Annotated in this window: 14 protein-coding genes; 8 read left to right on the top strand and 6 right to left on the bottom strand. The window is 65.1% G+C overall.

The window, feature by feature from the left end; translation table 11 throughout:
- Position 1: 1 nt before the first annotated feature.
- Genes AB6802_RS16505 through AB6802_RS16515 form a run of 3 tightly spaced genes read right to left on the bottom strand, consistent with a single transcriptional unit; the run spans position 2 to position 2,888 of the window.
- On the bottom strand, positions 2 to 928 hold the full coding sequence (locus AB6802_RS16505) for a DUF6492 family protein (RefSeq protein WP_371011198.1): 927 nt from the start codon (positions 926 to 928) through the stop codon (positions 2 to 4).
- Positions 925 to 1,719: a WecB/TagA/CpsF family glycosyltransferase gene (locus AB6802_RS16510; protein ID WP_371011199.1), complete on the bottom strand. Its 795-nt coding sequence runs from the start codon at positions 1,717 to 1,719 to the stop codon at positions 925 to 927. The genes AB6802_RS16505 and AB6802_RS16510 overlap by 4 nt, the downstream gene beginning before the upstream one ends.
- Complete coding sequence (locus tag AB6802_RS16515) at positions 1,716 to 2,888, bottom strand: glycosyltransferase (RefSeq protein WP_371011200.1); 1,173 nt, start codon at positions 2,886 to 2,888, stop codon at positions 1,716 to 1,718. Before AB6802_RS16515 ends, AB6802_RS16510 begins: the two co-directional genes overlap by 4 nt.
- A 168-nt stretch (positions 2,889 to 3,056) precedes the next feature.
- On the opposite strand from AB6802_RS16515, the gene AB6802_RS16520 reads away from it, so the two are divergent.
- The 3 genes from AB6802_RS16520 (at position 3,057) to proC (ending at position 6,298) form a co-directional block, all read left to right on the top strand.
- Complete coding sequence (locus AB6802_RS16520) at positions 3,057 to 4,055, top strand: glycosyltransferase family 2 protein (protein ID WP_371011201.1); 999 nt, start codon at positions 3,057 to 3,059, stop codon at positions 4,053 to 4,055.
- Positions 4,024 to 5,343, top strand: coding sequence for an O-antigen ligase family protein (locus AB6802_RS16525; protein ID WP_371011202.1), 1,320 nt, complete (start codon positions 4,024 to 4,026; stop codon positions 5,341 to 5,343). The genes AB6802_RS16520 and AB6802_RS16525 overlap by 32 nt, the downstream gene beginning before the upstream one ends.
- A gap of 139 nt (positions 5,344 to 5,482) precedes the next feature.
- On the top strand, positions 5,483 to 6,298 hold the full coding sequence (proC, locus tag AB6802_RS16530; protein WP_371011203.1) for a pyrroline-5-carboxylate reductase: 816 nt from the start codon (positions 5,483 to 5,485) through the stop codon (positions 6,296 to 6,298).
- 151 nt (positions 6,299 to 6,449) lie between these two features.
- On the opposite strand, the gene AB6802_RS16535 is transcribed toward proC, so the two are convergent.
- The gene (locus AB6802_RS16535) at positions 6,450 to 7,790 is read right to left on the bottom strand and encodes an NAD(P)H-dependent oxidoreductase (protein ID WP_371011204.1); all 1,341 of its coding nucleotides are present in this window, start codon (positions 7,788 to 7,790) and stop codon (positions 6,450 to 6,452) included.
- Between the two features lie 196 nt (positions 7,791 to 7,986).
- Here AB6802_RS16535 and AB6802_RS16540 point away from each other — a divergent pair, with 196 nt between their 5' ends.
- Positions 7,987 to 8,757 (top strand): SDR family NAD(P)-dependent oxidoreductase, encoded by a 771-nt coding sequence (locus AB6802_RS16540; RefSeq protein WP_371011206.1) that lies wholly within the window; start codon positions 7,987 to 7,989, stop codon positions 8,755 to 8,757.
- A 33-nt stretch (positions 8,758 to 8,790) separates the two neighbouring features.
- Here the strand turns inward: AB6802_RS16540 and AB6802_RS16545 are convergent, their stop codons facing one another.
- The gene (locus AB6802_RS16545) at positions 8,791 to 9,765 is read right to left on the bottom strand and encodes a membrane dipeptidase (protein WP_371011207.1); all 975 of its coding nucleotides are present in this window, start codon (positions 9,763 to 9,765) and stop codon (positions 8,791 to 8,793) included.
- Positions 9,762 to 11,210 carry an aldehyde dehydrogenase family protein gene (locus AB6802_RS16550; RefSeq protein ID WP_371011208.1) on the bottom strand — a complete coding sequence of 483 codons (1,449 nt, stop codon included), beginning with the start codon at positions 11,208 to 11,210 and terminating at the stop codon, positions 9,762 to 9,764. The genes AB6802_RS16545 and AB6802_RS16550 overlap by 4 nt, the downstream gene beginning before the upstream one ends.
- Positions 11,211 to 11,310: 100 nt before the next feature.
- On the opposite strand from AB6802_RS16550, the gene AB6802_RS16555 reads away from it, so the two are divergent.
- From AB6802_RS16555 to AB6802_RS16570, 4 genes are read left to right on the top strand one after another with little or no spacing between them, the layout of a single operon-like run.
- Entirely contained in the window at positions 11,311 to 12,219 is a 909-nt protein-coding gene (locus AB6802_RS16555) for a LysR family transcriptional regulator (protein ID WP_371011209.1), read from the top strand.
- Between the two features lie 15 nt (positions 12,220 to 12,234).
- A complete protein-coding gene (locus AB6802_RS16560; protein ID WP_371011210.1) occupies positions 12,235 to 13,239 on the top strand; it encodes an Ldh family oxidoreductase in 1,005 nt (334 codons plus the stop codon).
- Positions 13,236 to 14,891, top strand: coding sequence for a hypothetical protein (locus tag AB6802_RS16565; protein WP_371011211.1), 1,656 nt, complete (start codon positions 13,236 to 13,238; stop codon positions 14,889 to 14,891). The genes AB6802_RS16560 and AB6802_RS16565 overlap by 4 nt, the downstream gene beginning before the upstream one ends.
- Entirely contained in the window at positions 14,888 to 15,460 is a 573-nt protein-coding gene (locus tag AB6802_RS16570; protein ID WP_371011212.1) for a DUF3726 domain-containing protein, read from the top strand. The genes AB6802_RS16565 and AB6802_RS16570 overlap by 4 nt, the downstream gene beginning before the upstream one ends.
- The last annotated feature ends 7 nt before the right edge of the window (positions 15,461 to 15,467 follow it).

Raw genomic sequence — 15,467 nt, forward strand, 5'->3', positions numbered from 1 at the left:
TCTAACGATCAAGCCCGATCAAACGGCGGATGCGGCCGAGATCGGTGCCGATGAAGGATTGCATGCCGATCGCCACCTGCTCGGGCGCCATCGTATCGACGAAGTGGCGGAAGCCGTCGTCGGACAGCGGCTCGCCGTTCCAGTGGACGCGGCAGAATTCCTCCGACCCGTGGAAATGGCCGGCGCCTGCAAGCATGTCGTCGACATAGCGGCCGTAGATCATGCATTCGGAGAATTTGCGCGCGGCGCCGATGACGCTGACCCAGTCGCGGTCATGCGCCTTCTCGATGCGCTCGCACATCGCGTTGACCGTCTCGCGGCGCCAGGCAATCAGCGTCGAGATGTAGTCGTGGTTCGAGACATTGGCCGCATCGATGCCAAGCGCTGCGCCGGCATTGCGCGACCAGACGCGATGCTCGTCATGGCCATCCTCGGCAAGCACGCCGTCGCGCCGGAACAGGCGAACCTTGCCGTCGCGCCAAAAAGCGCCGGTATCGAACGGTTTGAGGAAGGCGACATCGGAATCGCAAAAGACGAGCACGTTTTCCCGTGCATGGCCGGCAATGGCAATGCGGCGCAATTGCTGCACATGCCAGCCGCGCAGCGGCTGTGTTTTGAAACTCAGCCAGACACGGCGGCGGAACAGGCTGAGCGGATCGTCGAAAGCGCGCAGCCAGCGCGGCAGGAGGTCCCGTTCGTCGACGACGCTGCGGCGGCTGCCTTCCAGTTGGCGAAACAGCGCGACGTCGCGGTGCTCGGTGAGGATGTAGTGATGCGCCATACCGGTGACGTGGCGGTCGATGGTTTCGCACAGCAGCCGGCAGCGTTCGAAATCCGGCGCATAGCTTGCCGTCACGATCGCGGCCGACGGCGAAGCCGGCAAAGGCTCGATCCTGGTGGCCGTACCCGGCACGAAACGGCTGTTCACCGGTGTGCCTCCGCCGGTCGAGGCCGATGCGTCAGCTTCTGCTTGAAAACCCGCCACAGGAAAACCGGATTGCCGACCACGTAGCGACGCCACAGGCGGCCGGGTTCGATCCACAGGCGAAACAGCCATTCCAGGCGCAGCCGGCGCAACCACAACGGCGCGCGCGGCACCGTGCCCGAAAGGAAATCGAGCAGCGCGCCGACAGCGATCGGCAGCGTGCAATGGCGGGCGTCGATATGGCGCTCGATCCACAGTTCCTGGCGTGGCACGCCCATGGCGACGAGCAGAATATCGGGCCGCACCCTGGCGATGCGCTCGACGATTTCGGGCTCCTGCGCGGCGGAGAAGTATCCGTCATGGATGACGACGAATTTGTGCTGCCCGGCCAGCGCCGAGAGCTTCGCCGATGCCGCTTCGGCGTTGACGCGCGTCGCGCCGAGCAGCGCCACGGTCAGCGGCCGCGACGAGGCCTGCAGGAAGGCCGGGATGAAATCGGTGCCGTTGAGGTTGCTGGGAAACGGCGCGCCATAGAGCAGCTTTGCCGCGATATCGACGCCGACCCCGTCCGGTAGGATGAGGAAGTCCTCGAGCGCTTCGGCAAAGGTCGGGTCGGTATAGGCGATGTTGGCGTTGTGGGCGTTGAGGAAGCTCACCTTGGTGAAGCGTCGCTCGTCAATCAACCTGGTGAGCAGGGTGACCGCCTCGTCCCAGCGGATGGCGAGCACCGAGATGCCGAGGATGGTCTTCAGCGTGTCGAAACCCAAGGCGGCGCGCGCGGCATGCATGTTCATGCGGCGACCTCCTGCCTGACCGCGCCGATCCTGGCGAGGCCCGATTCGATCGCGGCGTCGAGCGCCTTGAGCTGGCGGCGGTGGAAGGCGCTGCCGTCCACATCCCGGATATTGCCTGCCGCCACTTCGAGCGCCGAGGCGAAAGCAACGGGATCGTCGGTGACGACGCAATTGTCGGGGCGATAGCCGATACCGCGCAGCGAGCGGCTGGTGGCAACCGACGGCAACCCGAGCTCGAAGGTCTCGATGGTTTTCAGTTGCACACCGCTGCCAGCGGTGCTGATCAACGGGATGACCGCGGCGCCGCGCACAAAGGCCTGAGCGTCGGGAACGCGTCCGACGAAGGTGACGCCGGGATGCGCCGAGGTGACGCCCGCAGGCATGTTGCCGGCGATCTTGACGCGGAAGTCCGGCTTCAGATGCGGCACGATTTTGGTCAGGAACCAGTCCAGCCCGATGCGGTTCGGCTGCCAGGTCCAGGTGCCGATCAGCGCCGCGTCGCAGTCGATTTGGCGCCGCGTCTTGCTTGCCGGCGCCTGCGCGCGGGTCACCAGCGGCAGCACCGCCGAGCGGCTGTCTGAAGCGACGCCAAGTGCCGCGCGATCCTCCTCGGCCAGCGTGAAGACGAAGCGCGCGGCGCCGCAGAGGCGCTCTTCCACGATCTTGAGCAGCCGCGCCTCGCGGCGGAACATCCACCGTTGCAGCGCACTGCCGGCCGCGGCGGCATTCTCCTGTGCCGAACGGTGCTCGACATTGTGGGCGACGAAGACGAATGGACGGTCGGCGAGGATTTTTTCGAAGGCGCCGGCGAACTGCACCGAATTCAAAACATAGCCGTCGAAAGGGCCGGCGCGATCGATGGCGGCGCGAACCTCACCGTCCGCGACGACACGCAATTTGACCGAGGAGAAGGTCAGGCCTGAAAGAACCGCCTTGCCCAGCCAGACGAGCTTCTGCAATCCCGAAGCGCTTTCGGTGCGCACCTCAACGGCGTCGAGCACGATTGTGTTTTGCGGATCGGACGGCATCTTTCCCGGCCAGATGAAGCCCATAACCGTCACGCGCGCGCCGGCGCGCCGCAGCGCGTCGATGATCGCGGCGTTGGCAATCTCGTAGCCCGAGGCAAGAGCGCCGTCGGGCACGATCGATGTGGCAAACAGCAGATGCATCTTATCTATCCATTGGTGTAGGCGGTAGCAAAGCGCGGTGAAGCGTTGATTAAATGGCTCTGTCAAAGGCCGAAAACCTGGGCTTTTCAGCAACCGCGCAAGAAGGTGATTAACGAAGCGTTATCATCGCCATGCTACCGAGGCGTGAAACCCACGCTCTGGAAACGGATGATCCCTTTGCCGTCCGACGCTTCTGTATCGATCGCGGGGCGGTCTCCGGGGCTTGTCGCGGAAACCGTCGAGGCGGTGGTGACGCTGCCGACCTTCAAGCGGCCGAAACAGGTGCTGGAAACGCTGGCTTCGCTCAAGGCGCAGCAAACCGCCAGGCGCTTCGCCGTCATCGTCATGGAAAATGAGGCCGAGGCACGCGAGGGCGCAAAGGCGGCGCTGCCGCTGTTCGAGCGCGGCGAGATGCAGGGCCTGGTCATCGTCGCGCATGAGCGCGGCAATTGCAGCGCCTACAATGCCGGCTGGCAGACAGCCTTGCTTCAGTTCCCGAACTTCAGGCATCTGCTGGTCATCGATGACGACGAGCTCGCCGAGCCCGATTGGCTGGAGCGCCTATGCAGCGCTGCCGAAACGCTCGGCGCCGACATCGTCGGCGGTCCGCAAGTGCCGATCTTTTCCGACCCGGTGCATGCCAGATGGGCCGAGCACCCGGTGTTCGCACCGCCCTATCGGGTAACGGGCGGCGTGCCGGCGCTTTATTCGTCCGGCAATCTTCTGGTCGGCCGCAACGTGCTGGCGGCGATGGGGCCGCCCTTTCTCGACCTGAAATTCAACTTCATGGGCGGCGGCGATTCCGATTTCCTCAGCCGTTCGGCACAGAAAGGCTTCGCGCTCGGCTGGTGCGCCGAGGCCAGGGTCAGCGAAACCGTCCCCGCCCGACGCGTCGAGGCCGACTGGATCCGTGCCCGATCCTTGCGCAACGGCGTGATCTCGACACTGGTCGAGAAGAAGAAGCGCGCCGGCACGCCGTTCGCTGGCGCCAAGGTTTTGCTGAAGAGTCTGGCGCTGCTTGCCGCCTCGCCGCTGCGCGGGGCCGTAAGGCTGGCGCGTACCGGCTCGCTGACGACTGGGCTTTATCCCGTCTATGTCGCGCTTGGCCGGGTAATGGCCGAATTCGGATATGCCAATGAGCAGTATCGCCAGCCCGAGAAGAACTGAGCGCGCGCCGCTCATCGCCGCTTTCACGCGCGACGGTGTGGCGACGGCTATCGCTGCGCTTTTGTTCACCGTCATCATGGTCTCGTTCCGGCCCTTCCAGCCGGCCGGCGCCGAGCTTACCGGCGACGGCGGCGACATCGTCAACCAGCTCGGCTTCGGCGCGCTCGGCGCTGTCTCGATCTTCGCGCTGCTCGCCTTCGCCGATCCGCGCGTGGTGCGCTCGCTGGTCAGCCCCTCCTGGGCGCTGATGCTCGGCTTCTTCTTCCTGTCGGTGGTGCTGGCGACCGATCCGCCCTCGGCGATGCGCGCCGCCTCTTTCACCATGATCGGCATCATCACCATGGCGACGATCCTGGTGCTGCCGCGCGATGCCGAATCCTTCGCAAGGGTCATCATCTTCACCGCGGTGGTGGTGATGGGCCTTTCCTATATCGGCCTTATCGTCTTCCCGAACGAGGCGTTGCATACGGCCGACTCGCAGGAGCCGGAGCATGCCGGCTTGTGGCGCGGCGTCTTCACCCACAAGAACATCGCCGGCCCGGTGATGGCCTGCTTCAGCTTCGCCGGCCTATACCTGTTCCGGCGCGGGCAGCGCTGGTGGGGCGCCGGCATCTTCTGCGCGGCGATGATCTTCATGCTGCACACCGGCTCCAAGACGACGGCGGGGCTCATCCCGTTCTCGATCATGATCGTCGTGCTGCCGAGCCTCATCGGCATGCGGCTCGGCACGCCGATCCTGTTCCTGTCGGCCATCATCGCGACCGCCGTCGGCACGCTCGGCATCGTCTTCATTGCGCCGGTAAAACAGCTGGCGGCGGTCTATTTTCCCGACCTCACCTACACAGGACGCACGACCCTTTGGGAGTTCGCCGGCGAGATGCTGGCCAAGAAGCCATGGACCGGTTACGGCTACGAAAGTTTCTGGGGAACGCCGCTGCTGCTCAACCAGGACCAGCCCTTCGACCGGCCCTGGGACATCCGTACCATCGTGCATGGACATGACGGCTATCTCGACATCGCCGTGCTGATGGGCATCCCGGCACTGTGCGTGGCCGTCTACACCTTCCTCATCGCGCCGCTGCGCGACTACATGCGCATCCCGCCGTGCAAGGAAAACATCTTCCTCGGCGATTTCTTCATGATGGTGGTGCTGTTCACGGCGCTGAACGGTTTCCTCGAAAGCTTCTTCTTCCACCGCGGCGACCCGGTCTGGCTGTTCTTCGTGCTGGGCGTGCTCGGGCTCCGGCAGGTCTCGCTGCGGCCGATCCCGGTGCGCTCGCCTCACTGATCCCTGGCCGATCGGACTTTGCCGAACTGGACTTTTCCGCCGGCGCGCAAGTGTCTCTTTGTCCACGCAATTCCGGCGGAAAACCGCTTCACACTTTTCCTGGAATTGCTTTAAGGAAAGCCGTGGTATGGAGGCTTTCATGACGATCAGGCTCGTTCTCGCCGGTTGCGGCAATATGGGTTACGCCATGCTCTCGGGCTGGCTGAAATCCGCAAAGCTCGAGCCGTCGGCGGTCTTCGTCGTCGAGCCCAACGCCGAATTGCGCAGCCGCGCCGAACATCTCGGCTGTCCCGCCGCCGCCGATGCGCAAGGCATTCCGGCCGATGCGGTGCCCGATCTTGTGGTCATTGCCGTCAAGCCGCAGGTGATCCGCGAAGTGACGGCGCACTACAAACGCTTTGGCGACGGCCGCACCACGTTCGTCAGCGTCGCCGCCGGTACGCCGGTCGCGACATTCGAGCAGATCCTGGGCGAGCACGTGCCGGTGATCCGCTGCATGCCGAACACCCCGGCGGCGATCGGCAAGGGCATGATGGTGGTGTTTTCCAATGCGCTCGTCTCCGATGACGTTCGCCGCTTCGTGCTCGAGCTGCTGTCGGCAAGCGGCGTCGTCACCACCATCGACGATGAAGGCCTGATGGACGCGGTGACGGCGGTTTCCGGCTCCGGCCCGGCCTATATTTTCCACTTTATCGAGGCACTGACCATCGCGGCCGAAAAAGCCGGCCTGCCGGCCGAGACCGCCAGGTTGCTTGCCATGCAGACGGTTTTCGGCGCCGCTTCGCTCGCCGCCGAAAGCGACGATGAGCCCGGGGAACTGCGGCGGCAAGTGACCAGCCCCAACGGCACCACCGCAGCCGCGCTTGCCGTGCTGATGGGCGATGACCGGCTGACGAAGCTCGTCACCGAAGCCGTCGAGGCAGCGCGACTGAGGTCTATCGAACTCGGGAAGTAAGGACCTCGCCAATAACGACAGGACGCTCTTGGCGCGCGATCGCCTATGGAGACGTTCGGTCGACCATTGTTGCCTCGGCAAACCAATTCCGCAAAACAATCTCGATGAGATCGAGGCCGAGCTGCGGAAATAACCGGTCGAAGGGCCAAACTCAGGCTGATAAAGCCGGCGAAACTATCTTTGTCCCGTAGAGCATCTCGTCCTGCAACGCGCGCAGGGCGTAGAGCCTGGTCGTGCGGTCGGGCGATGCGTTGTCCTCAGTCAACAATTCGCCCTTCCTGACCGGCTTCACCACCTTGCCGCCCTCGAGCAGCCCAACCGGCACGGCGCGGTTGGCTCGGGCGTCACCGATTGTCATTGTCCAGGAGCGGTAGCAGGTCTCGCCGATGGCGTCGAAGGTTTCGCCGGCGGCAAGATCGCGCTTGGCCACCGCGCAGACTTCCGCCACCGGCTTCGGCAACGGCACCATGTCGGGTTTGCCATAAAGCATGATGCGCGCGGCGGTCAGCGGCACTTCCAGCGACGTCAGGTGAAAGGGCCGGAACAGGCCGTAGTAAGGACCCTGGCCGACATGCAGATCGTCCATGCGCTCGACGATGCGCGGATGCATCGCCTCGACGATGACGAAGACGCCGGGCGCCACGCCCTTGCCGATCGTGTAGTCGACCACGCCTTTCCTCGACAAAAGCCCGCCGTCCGTCTTCGGGATCAGCACCTTGGCGAGCTGGTCGCGATCGGCCTTCGGGCCGTGCATTCCGGGAACATCCGGCACCAGGCCGGTGGCGTTGGCGATGGCGCACATCTCGACCATGGTCTTGGAGCCATCGACAAACTCGACCAGCATGCGCGGGTTCATGTTGCGGCGGAGCGCTTCTTCCCGGTAGTCGTCGGGCACGGCATCGTGGTTGAGCGGGTTGTTCTTGCCCTTGCCGGCCGAGACAATGGTCAACCCAAGCGCCGAGGCGAACTCGATCAGCTCCATGCAGCTCGATGGCTCGTCTCCGGCGCCGACCGAATAGACGACCCCCAGACGATCGGCCTGCTGCTTCAAATAGCAACCGATGGTGACGTCTGCCTCGACATTCATCATCACCAGATGCTTGCCGTGCTCCATCGCCATCAGATCGAAATCGGCGGCGACGCCGGGCTTTCCCGTAGCATCGATGACGACGTCGATCAGCGGATTGGTGACCAGCATCTCGTTCGAGGTGATGGCGATCCTGTCGCTCTCGATCGCCTGCGTGACCTTCGATGCCGTCTCGGCCTCAACGGCCATCGCCTCGTCGCCATAGGCGATGCGGATCGCCTCGCGGGCGGTGTGCGGGCGTCGCGTGGAAATGGCCGCGATCGAAATGCCCGGCATCAGCATGCCCTGCGTCACCAGGTCGGTGCCCATCTCGCCGGAGCCGATGACGCCAATACGCACCGGCCTGCCTTCGGCGGCGCGGCGGGCGAGATCGCGGGCAAGCCCGGTCAGGGCAACATTGGTCATGAGCCGTCCATGCTTTCCGGTTTCGGAGCCGCAATAACAGGGAATAGGCCCGCTTTGCCAATGAAAGCATTCACACGTGGCAATTTCGCGCGCGCAATTTGCAGAAGCGCAGCAAATCCTTTGCAGCAAGCTTCGGTCTGGCATTCATTAGCCGAGCCGCTAATCTCTGGCGCTACCAACATCCAAGGGGGCAGACATGACGGACGTCACGCCAAAATTCGACCTGAACGGCAAGGTTGTGCTGGTCACCGGCGCCTCGCGCGGCATCGGCCGCGCCTGTGCACTCGCTTGTGCCGGCTCCGGCGCCGACATGATCGTCGGCGTGCGCAGCGCCGCCGACGGCACGGAACTTGTCGCCGAGATCGAGCGCATGGGCCGCAAGGCGCTCGCCGTGCATATGGACGCGACCGATCTTGCCACGGTGCGCAGCGCGGTGGCCGAAGCCCATGCCGCCTTCGGCCGCATCGACGTGCTGATCAACAATGTCGGGCTCGGGCCGGAAAACCTGGCCGAGAACGTCACCGAGGAGGATTTCGACCTCACCGTCGACGTCAATTTGAAAGGCACGTTCTTCACCACGCAGGCGGTCGGACGGCTGATGATCGCGCAGAAGTCGGGCCGCATCATCAATATCAGCTCGCAGGCCGGTACGGTGACGCTCAAGGGCGAAGCGATCTACTGCATGTCGAAGGCCGCGATAAACCACCTGACCCGGTGTCTCGCCGCCGAATGGGCGCAGCATGGCATTGCCGTCAACAGCGTGGCACCGACCTTCATCTGGACCGACGGCACGCGCCCCTCTCTCGCCGACAAGGATTTCCGCGCGCAAGTGCTGGGGCATATTCCGCTGGGGCGCATCGGCGACCCTATCGATGTCGCGGGCACCGTTGTGTTCCTGGCGTCGCCGGCAGCGTCGCTGATCACCGGGACGAATATCTTGGTGGATGGCGGCTGGTCGGTGGCGTGAGCTGGTGTGACGGGATTCGCCTGGCGAAACCAGTCACGCAGAGGGCAGGCTGTCCACGAGGAAACGATGCCAGGCGCCGCCCAGCACGAGCGACGTTTCAGCCTTGCTGAAGCCGACCGAGAAAAGGCCCTCGGAAAGCCCGGGAAAATCGAGGTTCGATACGAACCAGGACGGTTGCGGCGGAAAGCTTGCGGCGCCGTTTGCCTGACGGGTCCAACGGCCCTCGCGCATCCAGCGCACGACACTGTCGGGCTGGTCCTGGCAAAGATCGGAGCCGACGCCGAGATGCTCCGCACCCATGATCTCGGCGGCTGCTGAGGCCATTTCGCCGAATTGCCGAAGCGTCGTCTGCGACCCGTTCGCAAGATGCAACGGGTAGAGCGAAAGACCGAGCAGTCCCTGCTTTTCTCGCAGCGCCTGCATGACGGTCCTGGAAACATTGCGGTTGCTGCCGCAGAGCCAACGCGGATTGGCGTGGCTGATGACCACCGGCTTTTGCGACAGCGCGATCGCCTCCAGCGCCGTTCGCTCGCCCGCGTGCGACAGATCGATGATCATGCCTAGCCGATTCATCTCGGCGATCGCCTCGCGCCCCATGCGGGTGACGCCGCTGTCTTCCTTTTCCATCCAGCCGCAGCCGAGCAGCGACTGGTTGTTGTAGGTGAGCTGCATGAAACGGATGCCGAGATCGAAGAGCATTTCGACCAGGCCGAGATCGTCCTCGATCGGCATCGGGTTCTGCAGCCCGAGGAAAATCGCTGTGCGGTTCGTGACGCGGGCACGCTCGATATCGGCGCCGTCGCGCCCCAACAGGATGAGGTCCTCGTTGTCGCGGAAGCGGGTGCGCCAATCCACCAGGTGGCGCACCGTCTCGCGAAAACCTTCATGGTAGCCGACGGTGGCGTGGACCGCGGCCAGGCCGCCCTGGCGCATCTGTTCAAAAATCGCGCGCGACCAGTTGCAGTATTGCAGCCCGTCGATGAGCACTTGCGGGGTATCGGCGGTCATTCGGCCGCGCCCGCATGGATGTAGGACGTCTTGACCTGGGTGTAGAACTCGACCGCGGCAGGCCCTTGCTCACGCGGACCGTAGCTCGAGGCGCGCACGCCGCCGAAAGGCACGTGATAGTCGGTGCCGGCGGTCGCCAGGTTGACCATGACGCAGCCTGAACGCGACGCATGGCGGAACTTCGTGGCGCGCGCCAAAGAGCGCGTGGCAATCCCCGCCGTCAGCCCATACGGCGTGTCGTTGGCGAGGAAGATCGCCTCGTCGAGATCGTTGGCTTGAATGACGCAGGTGATCGGCGCGAACATCTCTTCCTGGTTGATGCGCATGCGCGAGCGCCCGTCGAGGAAAACGGTGGGCGCCATGTAATGCCCCTGATGCGCCCGGTCGAGCGCTTCGCCGCCCGTCGCAAGCTCGGCGCCTTCGCTTTTGCCGAGCGCCACATAGTCGAGATTGGCCGCGAGTTGCCCGGCGCTGACGACCGGCCCCATCTGGACCCCGGCCGCCAGGGCATGGCCGACTTTCAGCGCCTTGGTTTTTGCGAGGAACTTCTCGACGAAGGCATCATGCACCGGCTTGTGGACGATCAGGCGCGAGGATGCCGTGCATTTCTGGCCCGAACCGCCAAAGGCGCCGTTCACGGCAAGGTCGACCGCTCGGTCGAGGTCGGCGTCGTCCATGATGACGAACGGATTCTTCGACCCCATTTCGAGCTGCAGTTTCACGAACCGGGCGGCCGCCGATGCCGCGATGCCCGAGCCGACGGCGCCGGAGCCGGTGAAGCTCAAGCCCTGGATGTCGGCACTGGCGGAGAGCTCGCGACCGATTGTCGAACCCGATCCCATGACGAGGTTGAAAAGCCCTTTCGGGATGGCCTGCCGGCTGATGATCTCAGTCAGGGCCCAAGCGCTGGCCGGCGTGATGCTGGCCGGCTTCCAGACGACGGCGTTGCCGAAGGCCAGCGCCGGCGCGATCTTCCACGACGCGGTGGCGATGGGGAAATTCCACGGCGAAATGACCGCGACGACGCCGAGCGGCTCGCGCTCGGTCAGGACATCCACGCCGGCGCGGACAGAGTCGGCCGAGGAGCCAAGATTGCGCAGCGCCTCGGCGGCGAAATAGGTGAAGAACTGCCCGGCGCGGTAAACCTCGCCGACACCCTCGGGAAGGGTCTTGCCTTCCTCACGGGACAGCAGTTCGCCAAGCTCTTTCGAGCGCGCCATCAATTCGCGCCCAATGGCATCGAGGACCGCCGCTCTCGCTTCCAGGCCAGCGGCTGCCCATTGGCGCTGCGCGCTCTGCGCCGCCGACACGGCGTCATGAATATCGGAGAGCCGTGCCTGCGCAAAACGCCCGACGCTATCGGTTACATCGGACGGATTGCTGTCCTCGATCCAGTCGGCGCCATCGCGCCACTCGCCGGCGACGAAGTTCTGTCCGTTCAGCATCGCGTTCGTCCTGCATCAATTCGGTTGACAACGACCTAACCAATGTTGTGAACTTCAATCAAGCTCAATTTTTGGTACAAATGTTCAGGCAAGCTTAACAGTGACCAAAACCATCAGCCTGACCGGCATGCGCAGCTTCGTCGCGGTCTATGAGACCGGCGGCGTGCGCGCCGCGGCGGACCAGATTGGCCGCACGCCGTCTGCTGTTTCCATGACCCTGAAGCAGTTGGAGGACGGTATCGGCGCGCCGCTGTTCGAGAGCGAACGCAAGGGCGCGCTTTCAGCCGTCGGCCGCATCGTGCTCGACGAAGCGCGTGCGATGATCGCCCACTACGATCGCGCCTGCCTGGCGATCGCCAGCTATGCCGCCGACCGGCAAGGTCGCTGCGATATCGCAAGCGTACCTTCCGTTGCCGTGACGCTACTGCCACGGGCAATCGCCCAGTTGCGCGCCGAGGGCGACCGCTTCGACATCCATGTTCGCGACAGCGATTCCAACGCCATCGTCGAAGCGGTCGAGAACGGCATGGTTGAGGTCGGCCTGTGCGTGCTCGCCGGCAAGCGGCCGCAGCTCAGCTTCGAGCCGCTGTTCCAAGAGCCGCTCGATTTCGTCTGCCCGGTCGATCATCCCTTGACCGAATCGAAACGTCCCTTGAAGTGGGCGCAGCTGGAAGGCGAGAGTTTTATCCGCAATGGCGCGGCCGCAGCACTTGGCATTGCCGAGATCGAGGCGCTTGCCGCCGGCTCCAAGCTCACGGCGACCAATGTGAGCTCCAACCTGGCGATGGTCGAGGCCGGGCTGGGAGTGACCATCCTGCCCCGGCTTTGCCGCTGGAAATCCAGCCACTCCGTTCGCTTCGTCCCGCTCGCCGACCCGCGATCGAGCCGGACGGTCGGCTGGATCGCCAAGGAAGGCCGCAATTTGCAGCCGGCTTCGCTCAGGTTCATCGAAGGCATTCGGCTGCAGACGCAAGCGAGCGAAAAAGAGTTCGGCTATGTGGCAGCGTGATTGGTGGATGACCGGATGACCCATCTCACCCAAGCCCGGATCGAGACGCTGGCTTGCACCGCCCTGATGCGCCACGGCGCCAGCGACGAACAGGCCCGGGCGCTGGCCGCCGGCATCGCGGCGGCCGAACGCGACGGCCTGAAGTCGCACGGCCTGATGTATCTGCCGACCTATTGCGAACATCTGGCCTGCGGCAAGGTGCTGGGATTAGCCGAGCCTCGCCTGACACGGCCGGCTCCAGCTGTCGTCGCTGTCGATGCCGGCAACGGTTTCGCACATGCCGCCATTTCCGCCGGCCTGCCGCCACTGATCGAAGCGGCGCGTTCGCAAGGTGTCGCGGCGCTCGCCATCCGCAACTCCTACAATTGCGGCACATTGGGCTATCACACCGAACGCATCGCGCAAGCCAGCCTGGTCGGGCTGGGCTTCACCAACGCACCGGCCTCGATCGCGCCATGGGGCGGCCACAAGGCGGCCGTCGGCACCAATCCCTGGTCGCTGGCGGTCCCGGACGGGCAAGGCGGCGCACGCTTCGTCATCGATCAGAGCGCCAGCGTCGTCGCCAAAAGCGAGGTCATCAAGCGGGCGCGCGCCGGCGAACCTATCCCGCCCGGCTGGGCTTTCGACGCAAGCGGCGAAACAACCACCGACGCCGGCGAAGCGCTGAAGGGCACAATGGCGCCGGCCGGTGGCTATAAGGGCGTCGGCTCCGCGCTGCTGGTCGAGATTTTTGCCGCATGCCTGGCGGGAGCCAATCCAGGGCTGGTCGCCAGCCCGTTTTCCGGCACCGCCGGCGGTCCTCCGGGGACCGGCCAATTCTTCCTGGCAATCGCACCCGACGCCACCTCGGGTGGAGCGTTCGCCGGAGCGCTGGAGATCGTCGCCGGCGCTTTTGCCGGCGAGGCCAGGCTTCCCGGCACAAGGCGCTTTGCCGCGCGCGAGCACAATACAAGCGAGGGCATCGAAGTGGCGGCCGAAACGCTTGCCACGCTCGAAAAGCTCGCCGGGACGGCCGCATGACGACAATTGCATTGCGCCCGCCCGAGATCGTCATGCGCCTGCAGCGGCTTGGCGCGGCGCATCCGACGCGGCTGAGTTTCCTGCGCCAGCTGATCCGCCGCGCCACCAAGGAACAATGGCGTGTGCGCAAGGATCGGTTCGAACTGGACGACAACGGTTTCGGACGCGCGGTCTACGCGGTCGAGACGCCGGCGAGGGTCTACAGCCTGGTGGCGTTCTCGACGCGGCTCGATGATGAAAACCGCTCCGACCGGGTGATCGCGCAGGCCTGGGATACGAGCTACGTTCTTTACGACGGCTTGCCCGATGAAGCCGAAATCGCCCGGCTGGAGGCGAATGCGCCCCTGCAGGAAGCGGGCCGCTACACGAGCCGCGAACTGGTGCTGGCGCGCGCCAACAAGAGCGTGCGGCTGTTCGAGGACGTCGCCGCGGCGTTGGCGCAAGGACAACAGCCCGACGAGGAGCAACTGCTCGGCGTCGGCTATCTGCTGCGCACGACGGCAGTCTATGGCAACGGCAAATTCGGCATTGCCGACCGCGACGAGATCGCGTCGCGGCCGGAGCTCGCCGGCTCCTTCCAGGCCGAGATGCTCACCGTCTGGCTGATCCGGTCCTTCACGCTCGATCTGGTCGATCACATCGCCCATCGCCTGAATCCGGCCGGCGCGGCAAGGCTAGCGCCGGATCTGCGCCGGGCGCTGGGCGTGGGCAATGCGACGGGGCTGGGCATGGCGCCTTTCCTCGTGCGCCATCCGCTGCTGACGCACAGCTGGTTCCTGGCGCGCGAAACCGCGCTGGCGCGGGTTCGCGCCGAGCCGCATGCCGGCGAGGCGGAACGAAGGGGCTTCTCGACGGCCCTCGCCGATCTGCGCCGACGCGTCGCCCGCTGGCATAGCGACGACAGAAGCCAAGCTGCAGCAACACAGGCATTGGCGGGAGATCTCGATGCGCTGGCGGAAAACCTCGATCGTCTCCTGGCAAAGCCGCTGCCTTGGGATGCGCTCTATCGATTCGCGGAAGAGCAATTCTCCCTGGAGGGGCAGGAGGCCAGCGTTTCGCTGATCCTCGAGCCGCATGGCGCGCTGGTCGACGAACTCGGCGAGACGATGAAAGCCGACGAGACGCCTGGGCACGCGATCGAGGGCGGCATGAGCTGCGGTTCGCTCCGCCACATGCTTCTCGACGGCTATTCCTGGGCGGCAAATATCGACTTCGCCGAACCGGCCGCCAACGCGCGGTTCTGGTATGTTTCCGCCGAGAAGCTCGAGCCCCGGCTTGGCGAACGCTTCGAGGAAGAGGGTGCCGAACTCGAACAACCTCTGGCAACGGCGCGCGATGCGCTCGAACTCGCCGCCGCGGTGGCGCGGGAAACCGCTTCAACCAGTGTCGCGGAATTTCTGCTTCGCCGGCCGGAGTGGCGCCATGCCGTGCGTCGCGCGCAGATCGTCGCCAGATTTCCCTATTCCGAGATCCACGACAATCTGATCGGCGCCGAATTGCGACCCGTCGACATATTGCGCGCCAAGCTTGCATTTTTCGGCGCGCGCAGTTTCGATCCGCGCTCGGACCGCTGGCTGCGGATCGCGCTGTTCAGCGGCGAGCCGCTGATCGAGCATGTCGCCACGACGGCGCCGGCCGGAGAAGCCGGATGATCGACCTGTCGCTCAACGAGGTGGAAACGCTGAGCGCCAAGGCGGCGCGGGGAGCGGGTTTTTCATGGGGCCTGGCCGAGGATATCGGGCGGGCGGCGCGACGGATCGCCGTCGAAGATCAAAACTGGGGCCAGGCCTTGCTTGGCCTGCTCGACAATGCCCAATCCTTCGCGCCGCCGGATCCCGCGTGCGCGGCGCGCTGGCGCATCGGCGAGGCCGACGTCGCTGCCGGAAGGCCGCTCTGTCCGATCCGGACGGCAACCCTTTTGCTCGACGATCCGCCGCCTGAGGAGGTGATGCCGCTCACCATCCTCGATGTCGCCTTGCCGCTCTGGCTCGACGCCATGCTGCGCCGGTCGACCATGCGCCTGGCGCATCCGGTGGCATTGGCCCGGGCCGATGTCGTCATCGAACGCCAGTCGGGGATCGCGCCGCCAGTCGCGGGCCGGCGCGGGGCCATCGACCGGGAGACGCTTGCCGCGCTCAACGGCCTTGCCGCCCGCACCTATGTGCCGGAAAGCGAAAGATCGCGCACCCGCGGCGCTGGCGGAGGCCGTGTGGACGACTGATAAGGGG

It is taken from the genome of Mesorhizobium sp. RCC_202 (assembly GCF_041355295.1).
Classification (GTDB): domain Bacteria; phylum Pseudomonadota; class Alphaproteobacteria; order Rhizobiales; family Rhizobiaceae; genus Mesorhizobium.

Coding starts and splice junctions, on each gene's coding strand:
- AB6802_RS16545 (WP_371011207.1), bottom strand. CDS start 9,765: ATGACCGCCGATACCCCGCAAGTGCTCATCGACGGGCTGCAATACTGC.
- AB6802_RS16560 (WP_371011210.1), top strand. CDS start 12,235: ATGACCCATCTCACCCAAGCCCGGATCGAGACGCTGGCTTGCACCGCC.
- AB6802_RS16510 (WP_371011199.1), bottom strand. CDS start 1,719: ATGAACATGCATGCCGCGCGCGCCGCCTTGGGTTTCGACACGCTGAAG.
- AB6802_RS16570 (WP_371011212.1), top strand. CDS start 14,888: ATGATCGACCTGTCGCTCAACGAGGTGGAAACGCTGAGCGCCAAGGCG.
- proC (WP_371011203.1), top strand. CDS start 5,483: ATGACGATCAGGCTCGTTCTCGCCGGTTGCGGCAATATGGGTTACGCC.
- AB6802_RS16540 (WP_371011206.1), top strand. CDS start 7,987: ATGACGGACGTCACGCCAAAATTCGACCTGAACGGCAAGGTTGTGCTG.
- AB6802_RS16520 (WP_371011201.1), top strand. CDS start 3,057: ATGATCCCTTTGCCGTCCGACGCTTCTGTATCGATCGCGGGGCGGTCT.
- AB6802_RS16535 (WP_371011204.1), bottom strand. CDS start 7,790: ATGACCAATGTTGCCCTGACCGGGCTTGCCCGCGATCTCGCCCGCCGC.
- AB6802_RS16525 (WP_371011202.1), top strand. CDS start 4,024: ATGAGCAGTATCGCCAGCCCGAGAAGAACTGAGCGCGCGCCGCTCATC.
- AB6802_RS16515 (WP_371011200.1), bottom strand. CDS start 2,888: ATGCATCTGCTGTTTGCCACATCGATCGTGCCCGACGGCGCTCTTGCC.
- AB6802_RS16565 (WP_371011211.1), top strand. CDS start 13,236: ATGACGACAATTGCATTGCGCCCGCCCGAGATCGTCATGCGCCTGCAG.
- AB6802_RS16550 (WP_371011208.1), bottom strand. CDS start 11,210: ATGCTGAACGGACAGAACTTCGTCGCCGGCGAGTGGCGCGATGGCGCC.